This is a genomic window from Streptomyces sp. TSRI0281 (genome assembly GCF_001905125.1).
Taxonomy (GTDB): domain Bacteria; phylum Actinomycetota; class Actinomycetes; order Streptomycetales; family Streptomycetaceae; genus Streptomyces.
This window is the reverse complement of the sequence record NZ_LWLE01000003.1, coordinates 187,830-212,441: the sequence shown is the minus strand read 5'-3', so window position 1 is coordinate 212,441 and position 24,612 is coordinate 187,830. Positions and strand designations below refer to the sequence as shown.

Sequence of the window (24,612 nt, the reverse complement as noted above, 5' to 3'; positions counted from 1 at the left end):
TTTCAGCGTGTCCGGAGTTGATTCGCCAGTTGCCCCGGGACCAGTTCCGGCCACTCAGCACCGCCTGTCGGACCCTCCACGTAACCTCGCAGACATGGAGGAACCCGCACCCGGCACACCGCCGGAACCCGGCGACGCGCCCTCGGCACCCGACGCCGACGAGACGCGCCGTCGCCTCGACGCATACGCGTACCTCAGCGCGCCGGAGCGGCTGGAGTATCTCGCGATCATGCGGGTCTTCTGCGGCACGCTCCTGGCTGACCTGGCCGTCCCGGACGTGATGGCGAAGCTGCGCGAGGGCGGCGGGCCCGCCGCCGGACTCGACGCCGACCCCCTCACAGCGCGGCTGGAGCAGCTGGTGAAGTGGGGGAACCTGCTGCGCGGCAGCCACACCGTGAAGGCATCCAGCATCACGGAGTACCAGCGTTCGCGGGCCCGCTACCAGCTGTCGCGGCTGGGCGAGCGCGTCCAGCGGGACGCCGACGGGGTGCTGGCCGAGGCCGACGCCGCCCGTGAGGTGAGCAACGAGCTGCTGGCCCTGGTCGAGCGGGGGCTGCGGGAGCTGGCCGAGCTGGTCGCCGAGCCGGGCGGCCTCGCCCCGCAGGACGGGCTGGAGCGGGTCAGCACGTTGTTCGTACAGTTCGCCGGGTTCGCGGACTCCGTCCGGGACTTCTACGCCTATCTCGGCCAGGTGCTCGCCCGCTACGACCTGGACAGCCGCGAGTACCAGGGCTTCAAGGAACTCCTCCTGGACTACGTCGAGGCGATCACGGAGGACGTGTCGTTCCGCGCCCCCCGCATCTCAGCAGCCCTGGACGCGCTCTGGCCCTGCCTCCCGGGCCTGCTGAAGCAGCTGGACACCCACGCGCAGGGGCTCGCCGGGCTGCCGGCGCAGAGCGAGGGCCGTACGGAGACCCGCGTGCAGCGCAGCCGGGGTCGCGAGCTCGCGGACTGGGAGGGGCTGCGGGGCTGGTTCAGGGACACCGACGGACAGGGCAGCCAGGTCGACCAGCTGCGCGACGCCACCCTGCGGGCCCTTCAGTCGCTGCTGGCCAACGCCAAGCGGATGCTGCGCTCGGCCACCGGCGAGATGTCGCGGCGCCGGGACCTGTTGCGGCTGGCCCGGTGGTTCGACGAGGCCGCGCCGCAGGACGCGCACGACATCGCCGTCGCCGCCTTCGGGCTGTACGGCGCGCGCCACCTGGGCGTACCGCCCGCCGCAGACGAGGTAGTGCCCGCCTACACCAGCTGGTGGACCGGCCCGGTGGTCGAGGTACCGGTCGCGCTGCGCGAGAGGGGCAGCCGCGCCCAGCGAGGCCGGACGGCATCGGTGGAGGACCATTCCGCGCAGAAGGGACGGCTGCGGGAGGCGGCGCGTCAGCGGGGAGCGGACAGAAACGCTGCGGCGGACGAGCTGTGCAGCGCGTCCGCCCGATTCGACGGCGTACGGCTCACTTCGGCAGCGCTCAGCCTGCTCCTGGAGCTGCTGGCCACGGCGCTCGGAAACGCGCAGCTCAGGCGGCGCGAGGAGGCGGACGGGCAGGAGAATCGGGGCTTCGGGCTGGACGCGGCGTGGAGCGAGGACGCCGATCTGGGCATCCGGCTCACCGTGCACCGTACGGCGGGAGCGCGCACGCTTCTCCGCTCGGCCGACGGGGATCTGCTGCTGGACGACCTGGAGCTGGTGGTCCACAGGACGGCCGTCTCGGCGCAAGGAGCGGAGCCGACCGGCAGCGAGCCTCCTCCCCCTCGGTCGCACAGCGCGCCCGTCGGCGGTGCGGAGATGAGCGTGTCATGACGCTTCCCTCCGCCCACGACGTGGCTCTGGCCACCGAACGCCGCACCGCGGCAAGGCTGTTGCTCGCCCACCCGCTGGTCACATCGGACGGCCCGCACGCCGACCTCTTTCCGCTGGTCCGCAGGCACGCCGACTGGCTGGGCGGCCGGTTCCAGCAAGTGCTCGGCTACCGCCTCCTGGTCGACAGCTCCTACGCCAGGCTGTTCAAGGCCGGGCTCGGAGCCCGGTCGGGGCACCGGCTCGTACGGTCCACCGGCACAGCCTTCACCCCGCATACCTACGCCTGTCTGGCTCTGGCCCTGTCTGTACTGGTCACCGCGCCGGAGCAGTTGCTGTTGTCTCAGCTCGTCGCCGACATCCGGGCCGCGGCGGCCGACGCGGACGTCGAGCTGGAGGAGACGGGACGGGCGGCCGGGAAGCGGACGCTGGTCGCGGCTCTGCGGCAGCTCGTCGAGTGGGGTGTCCTGATCGAGACCCACGGCCACGTGGGCGTCATCGCCCAGGAGGCCGACGGAGAGGCGCTGATCACGGTCGACCGGGAGCTCGCCCGCGTCATCGTGGCCGGACCGCTCGCCCAGTCGCGGGACGGCGCCGACCTGGTCCGGCGGGCGGCGGACCCAGGGTTCGGAGGGCCACGCACCTACGTGCGCCGGATGCTCGTCGAGACCCCTGTCGTCCACCTCGACGAACTGACCGACACCGAACGCGACTGGCTCCGCACCCGCCAGCGCCGGGAGGCCCAGGCGTTCCTCGAACTCCTGGGCCTGGAGACGGAGATCCGCGCCGAGGGAGTGGCCCTGGTCGACCCCGAGGAGGAGCTGACCGATCTCCACCTGCCCGGGACGGGGACCGTCGCCCAGGCCGCGTTGCTGCTGGTGGAACGACTGGTGGAGCGGCTCCGCCCGGCGGAGCCCGGACATCCCGCGACCGGCGGTGTTCTCGTCGTCGGGACCGCCGTTCCGGACGGTGTGGTGGATGAGCTTCTGGCCGAGCTGGTCGCCGAGTACGGGCAGCGCAGCAACTGGCAGCGCGGTTACCTCGAAGACCCCGATGCCCTGCGCGAAGCCGTGCTGGACCTGCTCTCCCGTATGCGCTTGATCGCCCCTGCCGGCCCGCTGCGATCCGAGGGAGCGGGGGTGCCGGAGCAGTACGCCGGAGAGCTGCCGGAGGGACGCCAGGTCACCGACGTCCGTGCGGCCAGGCCCAGCGGCGGCGAGGGCTGGGTCCTGCTCGCCTCAGCGGCCCGATACGCCACCCGCGTCACCGTGCGGGCGACCGGCGGACGGCACGAACCCACCGACACCCAGCAGGAGTTGCCGCTATGACCACCGATGCCCGTGGTCTCGTTCCGCTTCCGCGTTCAGGTCACGCACCGGCGGCGAGTTCCCGCTTCCGGCTGCACCGCGCGGGCATCCAGAACGTCTGGCAGTACGACGAGCAGGAGTTCGCGTTCGGTGACGGGCGGCTGCTGCTGCGCGGCAAGAACGGGGCGGGCAAGTCCAAGGCACTGGAGATGCTGCTCCCGTACCTCCTGGACGGCGACTCCCGGGCCCTCGATGCCACCGGCACCGGGCGGACGACGCTCGCCTGGCTGATGCTGGACGGCTTCGAGCAGACCAACCGCCTCGGCTATCTGTGGGTGGAGTTCCGAGGGACGGACGAGGCCGGCGACCACCGCTATCTGACGCTCGGCGCCGCTGTCCGTGCCTCGAAGTCTGCGCAGAAGGCGGTGCCGGCCTTCTTCGTCACCCCCCCTGCGCGTCGGCGAGGACCTGCACCTGGTCGAGGCGGGCAAACCCCTTGCCGTCGACCGGCTCAAGGAGATCGTCGGCTCCGGCAACACGACGGACCGAGCGGTCGAACACCGTGCCCGCGTGGCCCGGGACCTCTTCGGGATCACGGACGCGACGCGCTACCGCAACCTCACCCAGCTCCTGCACCGGCTGCGCCGCCCGACCGTCGGGGACCGCATCGAGCACGGCGGTCTGGCCGTCCTGCTGAGTGAGACCCTGCCCGGACTCGACGAGGACGTGGTCGAGAAGGTGGCGCGCAACCTCCACGATCTGGACACCGTGCGGGCCGAACTGGGCCGCCTGGAACGTACCGACGCGGCCCTGCGCGCCTTCCTCGCCGACTACCGCCGCTACCTCGCCGGGGTCCTGCGCTCCTCGGCCCGGAACGTGAGCCGGGAACTGGACACCCTCTCCGAGCGCCGTCGGAACGCCGGGGACGCCGCGCAGCACACGAGCGCCCTGAAGGAACGGGAGAAGGAATCGGAGGAGGGGCTGAGGACACTCCGCGAGGAGGAGGAGTCCGCACGGACGGACCTTGCCGCTCTGCACGACAGCCACGCCTACCGCAGCCTGCGTGAGCTGTCGGAGCGCCGCAGCACGGTGGACGCCCTGCACACCACGGCCATGACCGCCTTCGCCGCGTCACGCGGCGCGCACGAAGCGGAGGAAAGCGCGGCCGAACGGCTGGAGGAGGGCGTCGAGGAGTTGGGCACCCGACTCACCGAACTGGCCACCGAGCACCGGGAACTGCTGGTCCAGGCGGAGCGGGCGGGGCTTCCCGCCGGACATCTCGGCGACGCGGTCGCCCTGCCGCGTACGGTCCATTCCCCGTCGACCCAGACGGAGCTGACCAGCCCGGACGGGGAATCGCACACCGTACGGCACCGACCGGTGGTGCGCGTGGACACGGCGACGACGGAGGCCGGGCTGCGGTCCTGGCAGGGGCAGCTGGGGGCCGCCGAGACCGTCGTACGGAACCGGCAGCGGATGGTCCAGGAGGTGGCCCGCCTCTCCTCGCGGGCCGACGAGGCGCGTAGTGGCGCGGTGCGGGCCGACGAGGCGCGGGAACGGCTGGAGGGCGAGGCGGAGGAGGCCGCCGACCGTCTCGAAGTCAGCCGCCAGAAGGTCGTGGAGGAGAGCCGGGGGTACGCCGACGAGGTCGCCGTGTGGGTGCGGGAGACGCGGACCGCGGCAGGCACCGAGTGCCCGTCGCTGGATGCCGTCCTCGCGGAAGTGGCCTGCACGGCCGACCCGGACACGCCGTTCTCCGACCGTACCCTCCCGGTCGGCGCAGACACCCACGCGCGACAGACGGCGCACACGGCCCTGGAGCCCTACGCGGACGCCCTCACCCGGCACCGCGACAGCATGGCTCTCGGCGTCGGCCGACTGGGCGAGGAGATCGACCGCCTGACCGAGGAGAAACGGGCCTGGGAACATCGCACGGACCCCGAGCCTCCTGCCCCGTACCACCGCAGCGCGGCAAGGAACCCGGCCGACGGCACGCCCTTCTACCGGTTGGCGGACTTCGCCGAGCACCTGACCTCCGCCGAACGGGCCGGTCTGGAGGCGGCACTGGAGGCGAGCGGAATCCTCGACGCGTGGGTCAGCACGGGCGGCGCCCTTCTCGACCCGCTCACCGGGGACACCCTTCTCCACGGGGCCCCAGCCCACGAACCGCTGCCAGTGGCACAGACCCTCGCCTCAGCCCTCCGTCCGGTCGCGCAGCCGGAGAGCGGCATCACATCCGAGCAGGTGGAGCACCTGCTGTCAGCCATCGTGCTCGCACCGGCCGCGGGGACGACGGCCGCGAGTGCGGTCCACTTCGACGGTAGCTGGCGGCTGGGCGCCCTCCGAGGGCAGCACCACAAGAGCGCCGCCGAGTACGTGGGCGCAGCGGTGCGGGCCGAGACCCGGCGACGCGCACTGGCCGAGTTGGAAGACCGGCTCGGGCAGACGGAACAGCAGTCGGCCGAAGCCCGTACGGAGCTCGCCGCAGCCGATTCCCGGAGACGGGCCCTCACGCAAGCGGAACGCGACTTCCCTCGGGCGCAGCGGCTCTCCGACGCCTGGAACACGCATGCTTCGCAGGAGAGGACGGCGCGAGCACTCTCCGCCAAGGCGGCCGAGGCGGCGCGCCAGGCGGAGGAGGCCCGCGCTCTGGCCGTTTCGACGCGCTCCGAGGCGGACGCCACCGCGACCGCCCACGACCTGCCCACCGACGCCGTCGCACTGGACCGCGTACGCACCGCGCTGGCCTCGCTGCTCACCGGCGTCGGCCACCTGCGCAGAGCGGTCAACAGCACGGTGACTCGGCTCGACGGAAGCCAGGCGGACGACCGGCGGTACGCGCAAGCCCGCGAGAAACGCACGGAGGCGGAAGAGAGTTACCGGCTTCGCCACCGGCAACTACTCACCGCGCAGCAGGATCTCCGGACCCGCGAGGCGGCCGTCGGATCGTCAGAGGAGAAGATCCTCGCCGACGAACAGACAGCCAAGGACCGTATCGCGAACGCCGTGGGCACCATCCCGGCCGGAGAACGTGCCCACAACGGACTGCGCGACCAACGTGTGCGGGCGGAGGAGAAGGAGGAACGCCTACGCGTGGAACTGGCGGATCAGGAAGCGGCCGTGATCGAAACCGGCCGCGCTCTGCGCGCTGCTCTCAGCCGCCCGGAGGTCGTCAATGGAGCGGGACTGGACCGATCGTCCCTCCCCGGCCCGGTAGCGGACGACCCGGGCTCCAACGCACGCGATCGCCTACGCGCACTACGGGCACTGGCGGAAGCGGTAGATCGGAGTCTCGGCCGTATCCGGGACGAGGTGTCGGACAGCCTCCTCCTCAAACGGCACACCACGCTACGCGACCAACTGGCCGGCGGCTACGACGCACAGCTCGACGAACACGACGGCATCAAGGTGTGCCGCCTGCTCGACGACCACGGTTCGCACGACGTCGCGGTCGTGGGCGAGCGGATCGCCGCGGAGGCCGCGGAGGCCCGAGGACGGCTGACCGAACGCGAGAGCGACGTGTTCCAGCGCTTCCTGACCGGCGAGCTCGGCGACCACCTCTCCACGCAGGTCATCGCGGCGGCCAACCTGGTCGCGGCACTCAACGACACGCTGAAGACCGTACGGACCTCGCACGGCCTCGGCGTGGAACTCCTCTGGAAACTCAACGATGACGCCGACGCCGACGTGCGGGTGGCCGTCGAACTGCTGCGCAGCCCGTCGAGCCTCCGGACGCGCGAGCAGACCGAGCAGCTCCGCGACGTACTGCAACGCCGCATCGAGGATGCCCGCCGCACCGATCCGTCGGCCGGCTACACCGCCCACCTCCGCACCGCGCTGGACTACCGCTCCTGGTTCACCTTCCACACCTTTGTGGTCGAGGACGCCGCCCCCGGGCGCAGAAGGAAGCTGACCGGCCGCACCGGCCTGAGCCAGGGAGAGCAGCGCGTGCTCTCATACCTCGTGCTCTTCGCCGCCGCTGCCGCCCACTTCACCGGCCTCGCCGACTCGGCCCCGCACGCGCCCCGGCTGATCCTCCTGGACGACGCCTTCGCCAAGGTCGACGAACCCACGCACGGGCGCCTGGGCCGCATCCTGGTCGATCTGGATCTCGACTTCGTTCTCACGAGCGAACGTCTGATGGGCAATTGGGCCGAGGTCCCGTCCCTGCACATCTACGAGTGCCTCCGCGACCCTCATGTACGCGGAGTGGCCACGTTGCACTACACGTGGAACGGTCGCCACCGACGGCTGGCATCGGTATGAGCGCCCTTCCGCCCGCCACGCGCGACTGGCTGGCAGGTCCCGGTCTCGTCCGGCTCTGGAGCGCGGCACGCAAACGTCTGGAGAGCAACGGGGTGCAGTCCACCGGCTCCCTCCGACTGACAACGGTGAGTTCCCAGGAGCGGAACGACCTGTCGCTCCTGCTGGGCAAGCCCCTCACAGGTACAGCGGCGACGGTGAGGCTCGACGTGCTCGACAAACGCCTGCGGACCTCGGCCGCAGGGCTCGGGCTCAGGCAGGTCCTGGAGGAACTCGGCCCTCCGCTCGTCAACCGACGTGCGGCTCGCGAGGAGAACGCGGCAGAGCGGCAGCGTGTCTGGGCCTCGCTCGCCTCATCCCTCGACGCATCGCCGCTGGCCGGGCTGGAGTGGGTGAAGCAGTGGTCGGATGTGCTGCGCCGCACCGGCGTCCCGAAAGGCGTGACACCGGAAGCAGCCGTACGGACGCTTCAGCAGGCGGTCCAGGTACTCAGCGTGCTGCTCGACCCGCACCGTACCGACGCACGGGGCCGCGGCGAGCTGGCCGCGTCGGTAACGGGCTCGGCGCACGGTCTGGACGACGGCACCTGGCTCGCCCGCCTCGTCCATCGCGGCATCGCCCTGGCCCACGGCACGAGCCTTCCCGGCGACGCGGCCGGCCGGCGGGCGCTGTGGCGGCTGGTCTCGGTCACACCGGACGAGGTCTCCAGCACCGTGCTGACGTACGGCCTCCGGCCCCTCGGCGAGGACTGGCACGCGAGGTCACTGCGGGAGCGGGCCGATCACCATGCGGAGACCCACCTGACGTCCCGGGACCTGCTCGACGTGCGGCTTCACCTGCCCGCCGGATCTGTCGTCCACATCTGCGAGAACCCACGTGTGGTGGAGGCCGCAGCGGACTCGGGCTGTTCGCAACCTCTGGTCTGCACCTCCGGAAGCGCCGCGACGGTGGTCCTCACCCTTCTGGACATACTCGCCTCCACCGACTGCCACTTCGCTTACCACGGCGACTTCGACTGGCCGGGCATCGCTTTGGCAAACCGGATCATGCGCCGTTACGGAGCCCGGCCTTGGCGCATGGGCGCTGACGACTACGAGCACCTGGCCACTCGCAGCCAGGCCGAGGGAATCCCCCAGCTGCCGCTGGCCGGTCAACCCGTCAGCGCCACCTGGGACGCGGGTCTCGCCCCTGCCATGGCAGCGCTCGGAGTGGCGCTCCATGAGGAGGCGACGCTTGACCTGCTGGTGGACGATCTGTGGGGTGCCCCGTAGGGGAGCCAGGCGTAGACGGAGGTGCCGTCGATGTCGAGCTCGACTTCGGCGTCGAAGTGCTCGCCCCACCATCGTGCCGCGGCTCCTGGTCCTCCACGAAGACCATGACCGTACGGATACCGCGCAGCACGTGACGTTCTCCTTGCATGGGACAGGAAGGGGCACGGTACCGCCGCGGTCGCCGAAGCGTCGACGCGGGCCGAGAGCTCGGGCGGAGAGCTCGGACGGAGAGCACGGGCGAAGGGCAGCGGCGAAGGATGGGGCCCGCCGAGAACGGGCGAGGGTGTCTTCGGCCCGTTGCTCCGCATCGTCGGGAGCCGGTGTTCGGCCGGCCCGTCGCTGATCCGCCGCAATCGTCGGCCACGTGGAGAGTTCCGCCGAAATTACCGGTTGTCACATCGAGTTGAGGGTTTATCTACGCGCGGAGCTTCGATCGCCGAACGATCATTCGGGCATATCAGACGACTTCTCGCGAGGCCATTACCGGCGGGTACCGGGAGCTGCTAGAAACTGGTTCGCTCCACCGAAGTCCCCCCACCCACCCCCCACACTTCGAAGGGCTGGCAGCCATGTCAGTACGAAGGATTTGGGCATCCGTATCCACTCTGGCCCTCGCAGCCGTTGCCGCCCTTGGCGTTGCCGGGCCGGCCTCGGCCGCCGACTCGGCCGCCGCAGGCGGTTATGTCGCGCTCGGCGACTCCTACTCCTCCGGTGTCGGCGCGGGAAGTTACCTCTCCGACAGCGGCGACTGCCGGCGCAGCACCAATGCCTACCCCTACCTCTGGGCAGCGGCGAACTCCCCCGCCTCGTTCGACTTCGTCGCCTGTTCCGGGGCGACGACCGGTTCCGTCGCCAGCACCCAGCTGGGCGTACTGAGTTCGTCGACGACGCTGGTCAGCGTCACCGCGGGCGGCAACGACGTCGGGTTCGCCGACGTCATGCAGGACTGCGTCCTGTCCAGTGAGGCCACCTGCGTCAGCAGCGTGAACACGGCGATCTCGCAGATCCAGAACTCCCTGCCGTCGAGCCTCGATTCGCTCTACAGCGGCATCCGGGCACGGGCCCCGCAGGCCCAGGTGGTCGTGCTGGGCTACCCGCGCTTCTACAAGCTCTCGGGAAGCTGCGTCGCCGGGCTCACCGAGACCGAGCGCAGTGCCATCAACAACGCGTCGGACGTGCTGAACGGCGTCCTCGCCAAGCGGGCGGCCGACGCCGGGTTCACGTTCTCCGGTGTGGCGGACGAGTTCACCGGTCACGAGCTCTGCTCCGGTGACGCCTGGCTCCACAGCGTGACGCTTCCGGTCTACAACTCGTACCACCCCAAGGCCGCAGGACAGTCGGGCGGCTATCTGCCCGCCTTCCGTTCGGCGGTCTAGGGACGCAGAGCTCCACCCCCCACAGGCGCGGCGGTTCACCGGGTTCGGCCCGGTGGACCGCCGCTGCCGTGTTCAGGGCCCGCTCGGCGCAGCCGTCGGACGAGGCAGTGCGAGAGCGGCCGCGGCAGCCAGTACGGCAGTGGCGGCGGCAGCCCACCAGCCGTGCCGGAACGCCTCCAGTACCGCGTCGGGGGCGGCGGGGGCACCGAGCAGCGTGACCATCAGGGCGACCCCCGGCACCGAACCGGTCTGGCGCGCCATCGTCGTGACGGCCGAGCCGGTCGCGAAGCGGGCGGGCGGCAGGGCCGCGGCCGCCGCGCCGACCAGGGTGGGCAGGGCGAGGCCGACGCCGATACCGGTGACGACCATGCCGGGCACGGGGCGGGCACGCCGACGAGCGCGAGCGTGGCGAGGGAGGCGGGCACAGCGCCCAAGACCCGCCCGGCGACGGGGGGCAGGCAGGGTCACAGGGACGAAGGCACGCCCGGCGACGGGCACGGGCGCGCGCACGATCTCGATGCCGCCTGGGTCTGCCGGACCTGCGCCAGGAGATCGGGACGAACACCCTCACCGCGGACGTCCGCGCCCCGGGCTGGGACCGCGCCGGACCGCTGCCCGACCCCCTCCCCGCCGAGCGGCACTGACAAATCAGCCGGGCGCGGCCGACGATCAGCCGTTGGCCTGGCGCGATGCCTTGATCGAGTACATCAGCGGGATCCGGGGCCGGTCCGCCGGGAAGCGGTAGTGGCCGTCCTCGTGCCGCTCCAGCGAGCCGAAGCGGGCGAAGAGCGAAACGTCGTGCTCGTGCAGGAACTCGATCCGCAGCCCGGCCGCCGCCAGCGCCGAGACCACCTCGCCCACCGGGTGCTGCCACTCGACGCTGCGGTTGTGGACGGTCGGGGCATCGAAGTCGGCGTACGTCCCCGGCGTCTCGTCCACCCACGCCTCGCGGCTGAAGTAGTCGTAGGTGATCGTCGACCCGGTCGAGTCGTCCAGCGTGTCGGTCAGCGGATGGAACTCGGCGAGGTAGAGGAATCCGCCGGGTGCGACGAGCGAGGCCGCCGTCTCCGCCCAACGCCCGATGTCGGGAAGCCAGTTCAGCGCGCCGACGCCCGTGTAGACGATGTCGTACGAGGGGTCGGGGACGGCTTCCCGCGCGTCGTACACATCGGCGGCGACGAACGCCGCCCGGTCCGGGCCGAGTCCCAGCGACCTGGCGAGGCCGCGGGCCGCCTCGACGGCGGGCTCGGAGAAGTCCAGACCGACGACGTGCTCGGCGCCGTGCCGGGCCCAGGACAGGGTGTCGAGCCCGATGTGGCACTGGAGGTGCAGCAGGGTCTTGCCGGTGACATCACCGACCTCCGCGACCTCGAACGCGCGCAGGGCGTCCTTGCCCTCCCGGAAGGCATCCAGCTCGTAGAAGTCGCTCGCCGCGTGGATCGCCACGCGCTCGTCCCAGCGGGCGCGGTTGGCGTCGTGCCAGTCGTCCGGAGTCGGTGAGTACATGGGCGGAAAGTTACCCACAGGCTGGGGGGTGGCGCGAGGGGTTATCCACAGGCCACCCGGTCGTGCGTCCGATCGGGTTGGATGGTGGCATGAGCGATACACAGAACGCCTCGTCCACGCCGGAGTGGGAACAGCGGTTCCGCGCACCCCGGGTTTCCCTGCCCGACTGGGCCGAGGACGCCCCTGAGCGCTCACTGTTCGTCTCCAATGCCACCGGGACGTATGAGCTGTACGCATGGGACCGGTCCAGCGGGGAACAGCGCCAGGCGACCGACCGGCCCAATGGGACGACCGATGGTGTGCTGACCCCGGACGGTCGGACCATCTGGTGGTTCAGCGACACCGATGGCGACGAGTTCGGTGTGTGGATGCGGCAGCCCTTCGCCGGTGGCGCCGACGAGCCGGCGGCTCCCGGTCTGGAGCCCTCGTACCCGGCGGGCCTCGCCATCGGGCGCGACGGGACCTCGGTGATCGGCCGCTCCACCGACGAGGACGGCACGACGATCCATCTCGTACGCCCGCAGCAGGAGCCCGCCGAGATCTACCGGCACCGGGAGTCCGCCGGGGTCGGGGACCTCTCCCACGACGGCACGCTGATCGCCCTGGAGCACACGGAGCACGGCGACGCGATGCACTCCGCGCTGCGCGTCGTGCGCCCGGACGGTTCCACGGTCGCCGAGCTGGACGACACCGAGGGCGGCACCAAGGAGCTGGGCCTCGCGGTGCTGGGCTTCGCACCCGTGGCCGGTGACTCCCGGCTGCTCGTCGGGCATCAGCGCCGGGGCCGCTGGGAGCCGATGATCTGGGACCCGGTCGCGGGCACCGAGACCGCCCTGCCGATCGAGCTGCCCGGCGACGTGGGCGCCGAGTGGTATCCGGACGGCTCGGCGCTGCTGATCGAGCACAGCTTCGAGGCCCGCAGCGAGCTGTGGCGGTACGAGCCGGGCGCGGGGGAGCCGGTCCGGGTCCGGACCCCCGCCGGTACGGTCTCGGGTGCCACGGCCCGCCCTGACGGCACCGTGGAGTACCTCTGGTCGTCGGCCGCGCAGCCGCCCGTCGTCCGTTCCACGGCCGGTTCCGTCGTCCTCGACCCGCCCGGCGCCAAGGCCCCGGCGTCAGTACCGGTCCAGGACGCGTGGGTGGAGGGTCCCGGCGGCCGCATCCACGCCCTCGTGCAGCGGCCCGCGACCGGTGACGGCCCGTTCCCCACCATTTTCGAGATCCACGGCGGGCCGACCTGGCACGACAGCGACGCCTTCGCCTCCGGTCCGGCCGCCTGGGTGGATCACGGTTTCGCGGTCGTACGGGTCAACTACCGCGGTTCGACCGGCTACGGCCGCGCCTGGACGGACGCGCTCAAGCACCGCGTCGGCCTGATCGAGCTGGAGGACATCGCGGCGGTACGGGACTGGTCGGTGAAGTCCGGGCTCGCGGACCCGCAGCGGCTGGTCCTGGCCGGTGGCTCGTGGGGCGGCTATCTGACCCTGCTCGGCCTCGGCACGCAGCCCGATTCGTGGGCCCTCGGCCTGGCCGCCGTGCCGGTCGCCGACTACGTCACGGCCTACCACGACGAGATGGAGGCCCTGAAGGCGATGGACCGCACGCTGCTGGGCGGCACCCCCGAGGAGGTGCCCGAGCGGTTCGCGGCCTCATCGCCGCTGACGTATGTCGACGCGGTGCGCGCACCCGTCTACATCTCGGCGGGCGTCAACGATCCGCGCTGCCCCATTCGTCAGGTGGAGAACTACGTGGACCGCCTCAAGGCGCGCGGCGCGGTGCACGAGGTGTACCGGTACGACGCCGGGCACGGCTCCCTCGTGGTGGAGGAACGGATCAAACAGGTCCGGCTGGAGCTCGACTTCGCCCTGAAGCACCTGGCGGGCGCCCCCGACAACGACGGCAGCTGACGGGAGGAGCGGGGCGGCAGAGCGGGACGGCAGAGCGGGACGGCAGCGAGACGGCGGGGCACGGTTCGTCGCCCCGGTGGCGAGTGGGGGCGGGGCGTCGTGACAGCGGGGCGAGTCGCGGCAGGGCGAGTCGGAGCGGAGCGAGTCGCGGCAGGCATCGTGGCAGGGCGTCGCGGCAGGCGTCGCGGCAGGCGTCGCGGCAGCGGGGGGCCCGGACGGCGGCTGGGGCCGCGCGGATGGTGTCTCGCGGTGTTCCGGGGGCAGGCCCGACGTCAACGTGGTGACGGGCTGCCGACGCCCTCGCGCACGCGTAAGGGCTGGATAAATGGTGTACCCCGCTCCGGGCCGCCGGGGCGGGGACCGTACCGTGGAGGGGTGTACCGGTTCCTGCTGACCCCGCGATGGTGGGGGATCAACCTCTTCGTCGTGCTGGCCATCCCGTTCTGCGTGTTCATGGGCACCTGGCAGCTCGGCCGTTTCGAGGACCGCGTGCAGTCGCACGAGGAGGCCGAGAAGCAGCCCGAACCGGGTACGCGGGCGGCCAAGCCGCTCGACGCGCTGCTGCCCGTCGACAAGGTGACGTCCGGCCGTCCGGCCGTCACGTCCGGCACGTACGCCGACCAGTTCCTGGTCCCCGGCCGCGAGTTGGACGACCGCAACGGCTTCTACGTCCTGAACCTGCTGCGTACCGACAGCGGTAAGGCCCTGCCGGTCGTACGCGGCTGGCTGCCCGGCAGCGCGGGGAGCGCCGCGGTCCCCGCCGCGCCGAAGGGCGAGGTCACCGTGACCGGGGACCTCCAGGCCTCCGAGAACATGAACAGCGACGGCGTCCACTCCGAGGGCGGGCTCCCCGACGGTCAGGTGGGCATCATCAGCGCCGCGTCCCTGGTGAACCTCGTCCCGTACGACGTGTATGACGCCTGGGTGACCCTCCCCGAGGCCGAGGCCGGGGGTACGGGCGGCGCGATGAAGCCGGTCCCGGCCGCCGCGCCGCAGGGCAGCGGACTCGACCTGAAGGCATTCCAGAACCTCGGCTACACCGGCGAGTGGTTCGTCTTCGCGGGCTTCGTGCTCTTCATGTGGTTCCGGCTCGTCCGGCGCGAGGCCGAGGCCGCCCGTGACATAGAGCTGGGTCTCGTTCCCGACGCCGACTGACCCACCCACATCCGCCCCTGCGGGCGGCCTGGGCGGCCACGCGTCGTTCCGGCCGTGGGGTTTGGGGCCGCCTGTTGGTCCATGAAGCCCGGGGGCCACGCGTGGTCCGTGGGTCCTGAGGGGCCGCCCGCTGGTCCATGGGTTTGGGGGGCGCCTGTTGGTCCATGGGGCCTGGGACTGTCTGTCGGTCCACGGGTCCCTGAGAGTGCCTGCCTGCCGGTCCATAGGGCTGAGGGGCTGGCTGCCTGTCCGGTCGGCCGACCGGACCCCGTGGGCCCTTCGGGCCGCTCGTCGGCCGCGTGGCCGTGTCCCTATCGGTGTCCCTATCCGTGTCCAGGTCCCCACCCGACCGGCAGCCCCCGCCCCCCGTTTGTGCGGGACCGGGCGGGTTCGGGCTAGGACGCGGTGAGCACACCTGTCCGGTAGATCGTGCCCGCGCACGCGTTGTCGATCTTCGTCTCGGCTGTCGGCGCGCCCGATTCCGGGGTGTGCGTCACGGCGACGCTGCCGTCCGCCGCACCGCCCTCCTCGCCCGCGAGCTGCGCCTGTGTACCGTCCTGCGGGGAGCCTTCGCCGGTCGAGCCCCCGGCACCGTCCGTCGGGGTCGGGCTGGGCGTGGCGCCGGTGGTCGGGCAGGTGTCCGTCGGCACCCAGGCGAACTTCACCTCGTACGCCATGGACGGCTTCAGCAACACCGTTCCCGGTTCCGTCGAGGGGTCGGGCAGTCCGGACGCCGCGTCTCCCGCGGTGTGCTGGACCACGTCGATCTTGAGCGGGTCGGCCGCGCCGCTGGCCAGGAAGCTCACAGTGCCGTTGCTGCTCACCGAGCAGTCCTTGCCGGACACGTTGGCGATCTTGAAACTGCCGTACACCGTGCCGTCGGCACCCGTCGCGCCCGTCCCTGCCGAGGCGACCCCGAGCTGGCCGGGGTCGCAGGTCGGCATGGAGACCGCTTCGGAGCGGGGTGAGTCGGCGACGCCGCCGATCCCGTTGCCCTCGGTGTCCGTACCGCCGCTCGCCGAGGGACTGTCGGAGGCGTCCGGGAGGCCCTTGCCGCCCTCGTTCTCCCGCTCGGAGGCGCTGGACGGCAGGTCGTTGCCGGCCTCGGAACCGGTCTCGGTGCCGTTGCCGCCCTGGGTCTGCTCTCCGTGACCGGCGATGGCGGGCCGGTCGGTGGACGAGCCGTCCGAACTCGCGACATGGACGAAGGCGGGAACGGCCGTGCCGATCAGCAGGGCCGCCGCGGCCGCCCCGACGACGGCCTGCCGCCGCCTGGCGCGCCGGGCGGGAACCGCACGGTGCAGATGGTCCAAGGTGCCCTCGGAGGGTGCGACGTCATGGACCGCGCCGCGCATCATGCGGCGCAGGGCCACCTCGTCCAGTTCCCCGCCGTCGCGCGCGCGGCCGGCGAAGAGGTCGGTCAGCGTGCCCGAGGCGTCGCCGCCCGAAAGGCGGCCACCCGCACCGGCGCCCGATCCATCTCCACCCGCGTCGATGCCCCCCGTGTCGATGCCCACGACGTCCCCTGACGCATCCCCTGACGCGCCCTCCGACGCGTGGCCCGGCGCGTGGCCCGACGAGTGACCCGACGCGTGGCCCGGCACGTGGCCCGGCACGTGGCCCGGCACGTGGCCCGACGCGTGGCCCGACGCGTGGCCCGACGCGTGGCCCGACGTATCGCTCCGGGCGTCGTCCGCGGCGTCGTTGCCCGGGGTGTGCTCCGGGGTGTTCTCCGGCCCGTGGTTCACAATTCCGTTTCCAGTCCGGTCAGTCTCGTGCCTGCCCTCGGGCCCGCTCATGCCTGCGCCTCCATCACGACGCGCAGTGCCGCGATACCGCGGGAACCGTACGCCTTGACCGAACCCAGTGACACTCCCAGCGTCTCCGCGACCTGGGCTTCCGTCATGTCCGCGAAGTAGCGCAGCACCAGCACCTCGCGCTGGCGCCGCTGCAGCCCCTTCATCGCCTTGATCAGCGCGTCCCGCTCCAGTTGGTCGTACGCGCCCTCCTCCGCGCTCGCCATGTCCGGCATCGGCTTGGAGAGCAGCTTCAGCCCGAGGATGCGCCGACGCAGGGCGGAGCGGGAGAGGTTGACGACGGTCTGGCGGAGGTACGCGAGAGTCTTCTCCGGTTCCCGTACCCGGTTGCGCGCCGAGTGCACGCGGATGAACGCCTCCTGCACCACGTCTTCACAGGACGCGGTGTCGTCCAGCAGCAGGGCCGCGAGGCCGAGCAGCGAACGGTAGTGGGCGCGATAGGTCTCGGTGAGATGGTCGACCGTGGTCCCCGCTGCCACCGTCTCCTCAGCGCCCTCGCGCTGCGACGGCAGCCTCGCCGGACGCGCAGCGGGCATGGGCGCGATCACCGGCATGCCACCGGCCGCGCGGGGCCGCCGGAGCGGACGCACCGAAGCGCCCCGCAACTGGCCCACCACTGTGATATCGAGAACCTCTGCCACGCCAGTTGGACACGCTGCCCCCCGTCAGGGTTGTACGCGTACGGCACCGCGTTCAGCGCTGTGCGACATGCCCTCATACGTACCTGCTCTTCCCCAAATGCCCCATAAATGCGCCCCGCCACGCAAGAAGTGACGGCATAGACGCTGCCCGACCGACGTGCGGTTGCAGAAGGCCGGGAGATCATCGTCGGATATGACAACGCCCCAGCTCAAGGGGTTCAGACCAGCGAATTGCTCATAGGGCGTTCACAGATCCTACAAAACAAGTTCGATCAGGCCCGGGGGAATTCAGCGGCCACGGATTCGGCGATCTGGGCGACGTTCAAAGCCGCACCTTTTCGGAGATTGTCACCACAAACGAACATTTCCAATGCCCGTGGATCGTCCATCGAGCGCCGGACCCGTCCGACCCACGTCGGGTCGGTGCCCACGACGTCGGACGGCGTGGGGAAGTCGCCGGACGCCGGGCTGTCGAACAACACCACTCCGGGCGCGGTCGCCAGGATCTCGTGCGCCCGGTCGACGGCGACCTCGTTCTCGAAGCGCGCGTGGACGGACATCGAGTGCGTCGTGACGACGGGGACGTACACACAGGTCGCCGCGACCTTCAGGTCCGGCAGGTCCAGGACCTTGCGGCATTCCTCGCGGATCGCCAGTTCCTCGGACGACCAGCCGTCCCCGGCGTCGGTACCGGCCCATGGCACGACGTTCAGGGCCACGGGTGCGGCGAAGGGGCTCTTCTCGCGGTCGCCGAGGGCCCGCCGTACGTCACCGGGGTGCGTGCCCAGCTCCGTACCGGCCACCAGGGACAGTTCCTCGCGCAGGGCCGAGACACCGTCCCGGCCCACGCCGCTCACCGCCTGGTAGGAGGAAACGATCAGTTCCCGCAGCCCGAACTCGGCGTGCAGCGCACCGACCGCGACGATCAGTGACAGCGTGGTGCAGTTCGGGGAGGCGACGATTCCGCGCGACCGGAGCCGTACGGCGTGCGGGTTGATCTCGGGGACGACCAGCGGTACGTCGTCGTCGAGCCGGAAGGCCGCCGAGTCGTCGATGACCACGACGCCCTTGGACGCGGCGATCGGGCCCCATCGCGCGGAGACCTCGTCCGGCACCAGGAACAGGGCCACGTCGACCCCGTCGAACACGTCCTCGGTGAGCGCGAGGACCTCGGTCTCCTCACCGCGTACGACCAGCTTGCGGCCGGCCGAACGCGGCGAGGCGATCAGTTTCACCTCGCCCCAGACATCCGCGTGCTGCGAAAGGATCTGGAGCATGACGCCACCGATCGCCCCGGTCGCGCCGACGACCGCGAGCGAAGGGCGGCGGGCAGTCATCGTCCGGTGCCCCCGTAGACGACGGCCTCGTCGGAGTCGCTGTCGAGGCCGAAGGCGGTGTGCACGGCGCGCACGGCCTCGTTGACGTCGTCGGCGCGGGTGACCACCGAGATGCGGATCTCGGATGTCGAGATCAGCTCGATGTTCACGCCCGCGTCGGACAGCGCCTCGAAGAAGCCCGCCGTGACGCCCGGGTTGGTCTTCATACCGGCGCCGACCAGGGAGATCTTGGCGATCTGGTCGTCGTAGCGCAGCGAGTCGAAGCCGATGGTGGCCTTGGTCCGCTCCAGGGCGTCGACGGCCTTGCGGCCCTCGGCCTTGGGAAGCGTGAAGGAGATGTCCGTCAGCCCCGTCGACGCGGCGGAGACGTTCTGCACCACCATGTCGATGTTGACTTCCGCGTTCGCGATGGCGCGGAAGATCGCGGCGGCCTCGCCCGGCTTGTCGGGGACGCCGACGACGGTGATCTTGGCCTCGGAGACGTCATGGGCGACTCCGGAGATGATCGCGTGCTCCACCTGCTGGTCCCCTTGCGGCTCGTTGCTGACCCAGGTGCCGCGCAGTCCGGAGAAGGACGAACGGACGTGGATCGGAATGTTGTATCGGCGTGCGTACTCCACACAGCGGTGCAGCAGCACCTTGGAGCCGGACGCCGCCAGCTCCAGCATGTCCTCGAAGGAGATCCAGTCGATCTTACGGGCCTTCTTCACGACCCGCGGGTCGGCGGTGAAGACACCGTCCACATCGGTGTAGATCTCACAGACCTCGGCGTCCAGCGCGGCCGCGAGCGCGACCGCGGTGGTGTCGGATCCGCCGCGGCCCAGGGTGGTGATGTCCTTCTTGTCCTGGGACACACCCTGGAATCCGGCGACGATCGCGATATTGCCCTCGTCGAGCGCGGTACGAATCCGGCCCGGCGTGACATCGATGATCCGCGCTTTGTTGTGAACCGAGTCGGTGATGACACCGGCCTGGCTGCCCGTGAACGACTGGGCCTCGTGGCCCAGGTTTTTGATCGCCATCGCCAGCAGGGCCATGGAAATCCGCTCTCCGGCGGTCAGCAGCATGTCGAATTCGCGCCCGGCAGGAATCGGGGATACCTGCTCGGCGAGATCGATCAACTCGTCCGTCGTGTCGCCCATCGCTGACACCACGACAACCACCTGGTTGCCGTTCTTCTTGGCATCGACGATTCGCTTGGCGACGCGCTTGATGCCCTCGGCATCGGCTACGGAGGAGCCTCCGTACTTCTGCACGACAAGGCCCACGTGCGCTCCTCGCTCAGTCCATTACTGCGGTCGGCTCAGTTTAACGAGCAGTCCGGAATCGCCCGCCTCATACCAGATGGTGAGATGTCCCGCCCACCACATGATCCGGCGTGTCGACCCGAACTGCTCGTACCGGGCTGCTGCCCGCCGATCGCCCCCGCACTCCCCTATGTGGCCCAGCCCACACGCCGGGAAGCCCCGCCTGCGGCCGGTCGGCCGGTCCCTCGATCAGCCGGTCCCTCGATCGGCGGTGCCAGGGATCATCGCCCAGTCCTCACGCTCATCGGCGCGGCCTCGGCACCGCGGCCGTTCCACGTCCCGCCGCCGATCGCAGCTCGGCCACGCGGGCGGCGACATCGAGCTGTCCGCGCGGGCGGGACAGGAACGTGTCCGGTACGTCGCCGGTCGCCCCGCTCGCCTCGTCGCGGTCGATGTCGGCGCGGCAGTCCGCACAGACGCCGTCGACCAGCGCGGTCGTGGTCTCGTCCTCGTCGCAGAAGGCGCACATCATCAGGGCGCCCACGATCTCCTCGCGGTGGGCGTCCGTCATGGCGGGCTGCGGTGCAGGGGGCATCTTGTTCTCCAGTCGGGTACGGAGGAAGGCTCCGGCGGAGTGCACGGAGGCGGGCAGCCCCGCCACCAGGGACCTGGTGACCTGTTCACGGCCGAGCCCGCGTACGAGCCACTCGTCGACGAGGTGCTCCAGCGCCAGGCACTCGCCGGAGGACAGCTGGAGCCTCGGCTCCTGGCCGCCGAGCCCCGCGAGCACGCTGTACGCCTCCGAGCGCGCGGCCGGAACGCCGGGCTCAGGCTCCGACTCCGTCCGCCGCTGCGACCGCCCTTGCTGTTGCTGTGCTTGTTGCTGTCGCTGCTGCTGTGCTTGTTGCTGTTGCTGTGCTTGTTGCTGTTGCTGCGGCACCGCGTCCGGGGCAGGCGGCTGACCGGGGGCGTCGACGCCCCGTACGAACCGCACGTACCGCGCCCACCAGTCGGCGTCGCGGGCGGTCCGCGAGAAGTACGTACGCGTCACCCAGCGCTTCCCGCCGTCGGTCACGGTGATGTGCACCTTGATCCGGCGCAGATGCCCGGCGCGGGTCAGCCGGTCCAGCGCGCTGCGGCACGCCTGTTGGCCGTGTTCCGGCAGTTCCTCGGCCAGCACCTTGTAGCCGACGGCGGCGCCTTCGGGGAGTCGGTCGATGTACGCGGCGATGGCCGCTTCCCGGGCGTCCAGGTGGCCGAAGTCGTCGGCTCCGCGCGGGGCTTCGTCGGGGGCGTGACGCTTTCCATACCCGGCTTTGGCCATGGGGTGGGCGGGCGCACGCAGGGCAGCACTAACATGGGCAGCAGCCATGCGGATCGAAGCCTCATTTCGATCTGGAACGGTCAGACCCCGGATGGTGTTGGTAGCACCGCCGGGGTCGTCCGCTTTTCGGACTGTGGGTTGCTCACCGTGAATCTAGAGTGCACACACGCTGCGGCGCAAACCGATCACCGAATGTCACCCCCGCGTCGCCTGCCGGCTCATCTGCGCAGGTCCGCGCGGGACTTGGGAGGGTGGGTGGGTTCAACCTCCACCACCCATTCCTACAGAAAAGAGCTCGGAGCCCGGGGCCCGGAACTCGGGGCTTGAGCCTCGGGACGACCTGCGGCAACAGCGACGAACGACGCCACTCGCCCACTCCGTACAGAGGACACCTCCGTCAGCGGCACGGGCGGTCCCCCGCCCCTCCGGTGCCATGGTGATCGCCGTCGGCGGGTTCCTCCTGGTGGAACGCCCGGCCGGCCGAGGAGAAGCGGAGGAGACCACGTGGAAGAGCGGACGCGGCAGGAGCAGGAGCGGGCGAGCCCCGAGGTGCAGGCCCGTACGACTTTCGTCGGCCTCCCGTAGACCATCGGCCGACGCCCCGGCAGCCCCTCGCTCACGACACTGGACGCCTCGACCGGATCACGGGAACACCGGATCACGGGGAACGAACGGGAGGCACCCAGTGCGGAGCAGTGGAATCAGCCGGGCACGGTTTCTGGCCGGGACGGCGGCGCTGGGGGTGGCGGGAGCGGCCGGTCCGCTGCTCTCGGCGGCCCCGGCCGGTGCGTCACCGCGACCGGGACTGACGTATCGGGGCGTGCTGTACGAGGTCGCCGACGGCGAGAACCCGGCGACCGGGTGGAACGCGCATCGTATGCGCGCCGACCTCCGGGCGATCAGGAACGACCTGCACGCCAACTCCGTCTCGGTCTGGGGCGACGGCGTCGAACGGCTCGCGGCCACGGCGACCGAGGCGGCCGAACGCGGCCTGCACGTCTGGCTCCAGCCGCGCCTGGGCGACGTCCCGGAGGCGGATATCCTCGACCACCTCGCCGAGACCGGCCGGCACGCGGAACGGCTGCGACGCCAGGGGGCGCGCGTACACCTCAGCGTCGGGTGCGAGTTCGTGCTGTACGTCCCGGGGATCGTCCCGGGGGACTCGGCGCTCGAACGCGTGGAGAACCTGCTCAACGGGACGTTCGATCCCGTGCTGATGCAGCGGCGTCTCACCTCGTTCATCGCACGGGCGGCGAAGGCCGGACGGTCCGTGTTCGGGGGGCCGCTGACGTACGGCGCCGCGCACGAGGACGTGGTCGACTGGGACCTCTTCGACCTGGTGAGCGTCAACTACTACGCGTATCACGGCAGTCGGGCCGGTTACGTCCGCGACCTGCGCCCGTATCTGCGGTGGGGCAAGCCGGTCGCCATCACCGAGTGCGGCACGTGCACATACGTCGGCGCACCCGAGCAGGGCGGCATGGGCTGGAACGTCATCGACTACGAGAAGGGCGAGATCAAGGGCGACCTGGTCCGCAGCGAGCGGGTCCAGGCGGCGTACCTGACCGACGTGTTCGACGTCTTCGAGTCGCTGGGCCTGTACGCGGCGCTGGTCTACTCCTTCTCCGCCCCCGAAGCCCCCCACCGCCCCGACGACCCGCTGCACGACCTGGACATGGCCACGTACAGCCTCGTGAAGACGATCCGCGACGGCGACCCCGACGACCCGGCGTCCCCCTGGCACTGGGAACCGAAGGAGTCCTTCCACGCACTGTCACGGCACTTCGGGAGGGCGGGACGGTGAGGGGGATGCGGTGAGAGGGGTGAGGTGAGGGGTGAGGGGGATGCGCGGGCTGAGGGGCCGCGCGCCTGCTACCTGAGCAGGGCGATCTCCCCGCCGGTCAGCGCACCGGCGAAGGCCCGCACCTGGTCGACGTCGCCGTGCAGGTACTCGCCCCATCCGTCGGCCGTGATCCCGCGCCCGACCTGAAGGCCGCCGGTGCTCTTCCGCGCGTCGTGGAACTCCGCACCGGCCTCCGCGTTCGTCCGGCCGTTCACATAGAGCCTGACCTCGTCCGTCGCGTCGTCGTAGACCACGGCCAGCCGCTGGTCATAGCCGGCGCCCCAGGACGGGATACGGGCGGCCACCGTCTCGGCCGCGCCCGGGGTGTCCGCGGCCGGCACGACCAGCTCCCAGCTGTCCGTCGCCGGTCCGTAGCGGACCTTGAACGCGCTCCGGTGCTCGCCGCTCTGGGAGAGGACCGTCATCGGCCGGTCGGGGTGGCTGTCGGCGAGGCGCACGGTCGCCGTGACGGTGAAGCTGTCCCCCGTGTCGACCACCGGCTGCTGGGTGGCCGCGTATCCGGAGGTGCCGTCCAGCGCCAGGTGCCCCTCGCCCTCGATCGGCGACACCTCGGGGAAGCACTCCGGGTCCAGCGGATCGCAGTCGAGTGCGGGCCGGTAGACCGAGGCGCCGGGGCCGAGCTTGAGCGGCTCGCCGCCGTCCGCCTCGGCGCTGAGCCCGTCCGGGGCCGTCTCCAGCGCCCAGTGGCCCCGCAGCCGGGCCTTCCGGCTCGCGAGCCCGGTCAGCTCGTCGGGCACCACCACCCGGTCATGAACCCGTACGTCCCCGATCTCGCCCCGCCAGTGGTCCTGGTGGCCCGCAGGTCCCTGCGCTCTGCCGATCTGGAAGTTCCCGCCGCCCGCCACGGGGGACACGGGCTGTTCCTCACCCATCGCCCTTCCGTTGACATGGAGCCGCGCCTTTCCTGTCCTCGCGTCGTACTGGCCGAGCACATACGCCCACTCGTCCACCTCCGGCCGGCCGCCGGTCAGCCGCGTACCGCCGACATCGAACGACCACACCGGCCGCCCCTCGGACTGCGACAGCCCCAGCGTGAACGCGGACCCGCCGGACGCGTCCTGGGCGGCGATCGTGCGGGTGCCGTCCACCGCGGCAGGTCGTACCCAGCCGCCCACCGCGAACGTCTGCCCGGCCACCACCACCGGGGTGTCAGGGGTCAGGAAGGCGTTTCCGGTCCCGTCCAGGCCGACCGTCGACGCCACTGCCGTACCCGAGGGCCCTGCCGATCCGAAGACCGCGCCCGCCCCGGCACGGGCCACGGGACCCGCTTCGGCAGCCGCCGCGGGCGAGCCCTCGGCGTCGTTCAGTTTCCAGTGCGCCGCGGGGGTGCGCCCTGTCGCCACACGGAACTGATAGTTCCGCGGGATGCTGCTGTTGGAGGCCCGGTCGAACGCCTGGACCTCCAGCCCGTGCAGGCCGGGGGATTTCGGAAGGTAGGAAATATCCGCGCCGTTGTCCGGTCGTGCGCTGTTCGACGCCGGTCCCGTCCTTCCACCATGCCTCGAACTCCCCCGCGACCCGGCTCGCTTCGCCCGGCTGGTTGTCCCCGGGGCCGTACAACCGCGCCGTCACCGTCGCCCGGGATCTGAGATAGGGCCGTTCCTCGCCCGCCGCACACGGCCGCGTGCCGATGCTCAGATCCGTCACCAGTGGCTGCTTCGGCGGCAGCGTGCCGGCCGTCGCCGCTGTCGCGATGCCCGGTGACGCCAGTACCGCTCCGCCGACGAGCGTCGCGACCGCCGCCCGTCCCGACCGTCCCGACCGTCCCGCCCGTCCCGACCGTCCCGCCCGTCCCGACCGTC

Annotated in this window: 16 protein-coding genes; 8 read left to right on the top strand and 8 right to left on the bottom strand. The window is 71.3% G+C overall.

Annotated features, from left to right (window positions below; genetic code table 11):
- The first annotated feature begins 94 nt into the window (after positions 1-94).
- From A6A29_RS09270 to A6A29_RS09250, 5 genes are all read left to right on the top strand, one after another.
- The gene (locus A6A29_RS09270; RefSeq protein WP_073719516.1) at positions 95-1,798 is read left to right on the top strand and encodes a TIGR02677 family protein; all 1,704 of its coding nucleotides are present in this window, start codon (positions 95-97) and stop codon (positions 1,796-1,798) included.
- A complete protein-coding gene (locus A6A29_RS09265) occupies positions 1,795-3,123 on the top strand; it encodes a TIGR02678 family protein (RefSeq protein ID WP_073719515.1) in 1,329 nt (442 codons plus the stop codon). Before A6A29_RS09270 ends, A6A29_RS09265 begins: the two co-directional genes overlap by 4 nt.
- A gap of 378 nt (positions 3,124-3,501) precedes the next feature.
- On the top strand, positions 3,502-7,368 hold the full coding sequence (locus A6A29_RS09260; RefSeq protein WP_241838398.1) for a TIGR02680 family protein: 3,867 nt from the start codon (positions 3,502-3,504) through the stop codon (positions 7,366-7,368).
- Entirely contained in the window at positions 7,365-8,636 is a 1,272-nt protein-coding gene (locus A6A29_RS09255) for a TIGR02679 family protein (RefSeq protein ID WP_073719514.1), read from the top strand. The genes A6A29_RS09260 and A6A29_RS09255 overlap by 4 nt, the downstream gene beginning before the upstream one ends.
- A 569-nt stretch (positions 8,637-9,205) precedes the next feature.
- Positions 9,206-10,012, top strand: a complete 807-nt coding sequence (locus A6A29_RS09250; protein ID WP_073719513.1) for an SGNH/GDSL hydrolase family protein — start codon at positions 9,206-9,208, stop codon at positions 10,010-10,012.
- Positions 10,013-10,084: 72 nt separating this feature from the next.
- Here A6A29_RS09250 and A6A29_RS09245 read toward each other — a convergent pair whose 3' ends face one another.
- Both A6A29_RS09245 and A6A29_RS09240 read right to left on the bottom strand, forming a co-directional pair.
- Entirely contained in the window at positions 10,085-10,381 is a 297-nt protein-coding gene (locus tag A6A29_RS09245) for a hypothetical protein (RefSeq protein WP_073719512.1), read from the bottom strand.
- A 300-nt stretch (positions 10,382-10,681) separates the two neighbouring features.
- A complete protein-coding gene (locus tag A6A29_RS09240; protein ID WP_073719511.1) occupies positions 10,682-11,518 on the bottom strand; it encodes a class I SAM-dependent methyltransferase in 837 nt (278 codons plus the stop codon).
- 89 nt (positions 11,519-11,607) lie between these two features.
- Here A6A29_RS09240 and A6A29_RS09235 point away from each other — a divergent pair, with 89 nt between their 5' ends.
- Both A6A29_RS09235 and A6A29_RS09230 read left to right on the top strand, forming a co-directional pair.
- Positions 11,608-13,425, top strand: a complete 1,818-nt coding sequence (locus A6A29_RS09235; RefSeq protein ID WP_073719510.1) for a S9 family peptidase — start codon at positions 11,608-11,610, stop codon at positions 13,423-13,425.
- Positions 13,426-13,800: 375 nt separating this feature from the next.
- Complete coding sequence (locus tag A6A29_RS09230; RefSeq protein WP_079182667.1) at positions 13,801-14,580, top strand: SURF1 family protein; 780 nt, start codon at positions 13,801-13,803, stop codon at positions 14,578-14,580.
- A 395-nt stretch (positions 14,581-14,975) separates the two neighbouring features.
- Here the strand turns inward: A6A29_RS09230 and A6A29_RS09225 are convergent, their stop codons facing one another.
- From A6A29_RS09225 to A6A29_RS09205, 5 genes are all read right to left on the bottom strand, one after another.
- Positions 14,976-16,097: a hypothetical protein gene (locus A6A29_RS09225; protein WP_385732007.1), complete on the bottom strand. Its 1,122-nt coding sequence runs from the start codon at positions 16,095-16,097 to the stop codon at positions 14,976-14,978.
- 278 nt (positions 16,098-16,375) lie between these two features.
- Positions 16,376-16,951, bottom strand: a complete 576-nt coding sequence (locus A6A29_RS09220) for a SigE family RNA polymerase sigma factor (RefSeq protein WP_073719508.1) — start codon at positions 16,949-16,951, stop codon at positions 16,376-16,378.
- Positions 16,952-17,310: 359 nt separating this feature from the next.
- The gene (locus A6A29_RS09215; RefSeq protein WP_073719507.1) at positions 17,311-18,375 is read right to left on the bottom strand and encodes an aspartate-semialdehyde dehydrogenase; all 1,065 of its coding nucleotides are present in this window, start codon (positions 18,373-18,375) and stop codon (positions 17,311-17,313) included.
- Positions 18,372-19,643 carry an aspartate kinase gene (locus tag A6A29_RS09210; RefSeq protein WP_073719506.1) on the bottom strand — a complete coding sequence of 424 codons (1,272 nt, stop codon included), beginning with the start codon at positions 19,641-19,643 and terminating at the stop codon, positions 18,372-18,374. The genes A6A29_RS09215 and A6A29_RS09210 overlap by 4 nt, the downstream gene beginning before the upstream one ends.
- 280 nt (positions 19,644-19,923) lie before the next feature.
- On the bottom strand, positions 19,924-20,946 hold the full coding sequence (locus A6A29_RS09205) for a hypothetical protein (RefSeq protein WP_073719505.1): 1,023 nt from the start codon (positions 20,944-20,946) through the stop codon (positions 19,924-19,926).
- A 685-nt stretch (positions 20,947-21,631) separates the two neighbouring features.
- On the opposite strand from A6A29_RS09205, the gene A6A29_RS09200 reads away from it, so the two are divergent.
- Positions 21,632-22,750: an abortive phage infection protein gene (locus A6A29_RS09200; protein ID WP_073719504.1), complete on the top strand. Its 1,119-nt coding sequence runs from the start codon at positions 21,632-21,634 to the stop codon at positions 22,748-22,750.
- 68 nt (positions 22,751-22,818) lie between these two features.
- On the opposite strand, the gene A6A29_RS09195 is transcribed toward A6A29_RS09200, so the two are convergent.
- Positions 22,819-24,153 (bottom strand): LamG domain-containing protein, encoded by a 1,335-nt coding sequence (locus tag A6A29_RS09195; protein WP_241838397.1) that lies wholly within the window; start codon positions 24,151-24,153, stop codon positions 22,819-22,821.
- Positions 24,154-24,612: the final 459 nt, after the last annotated feature.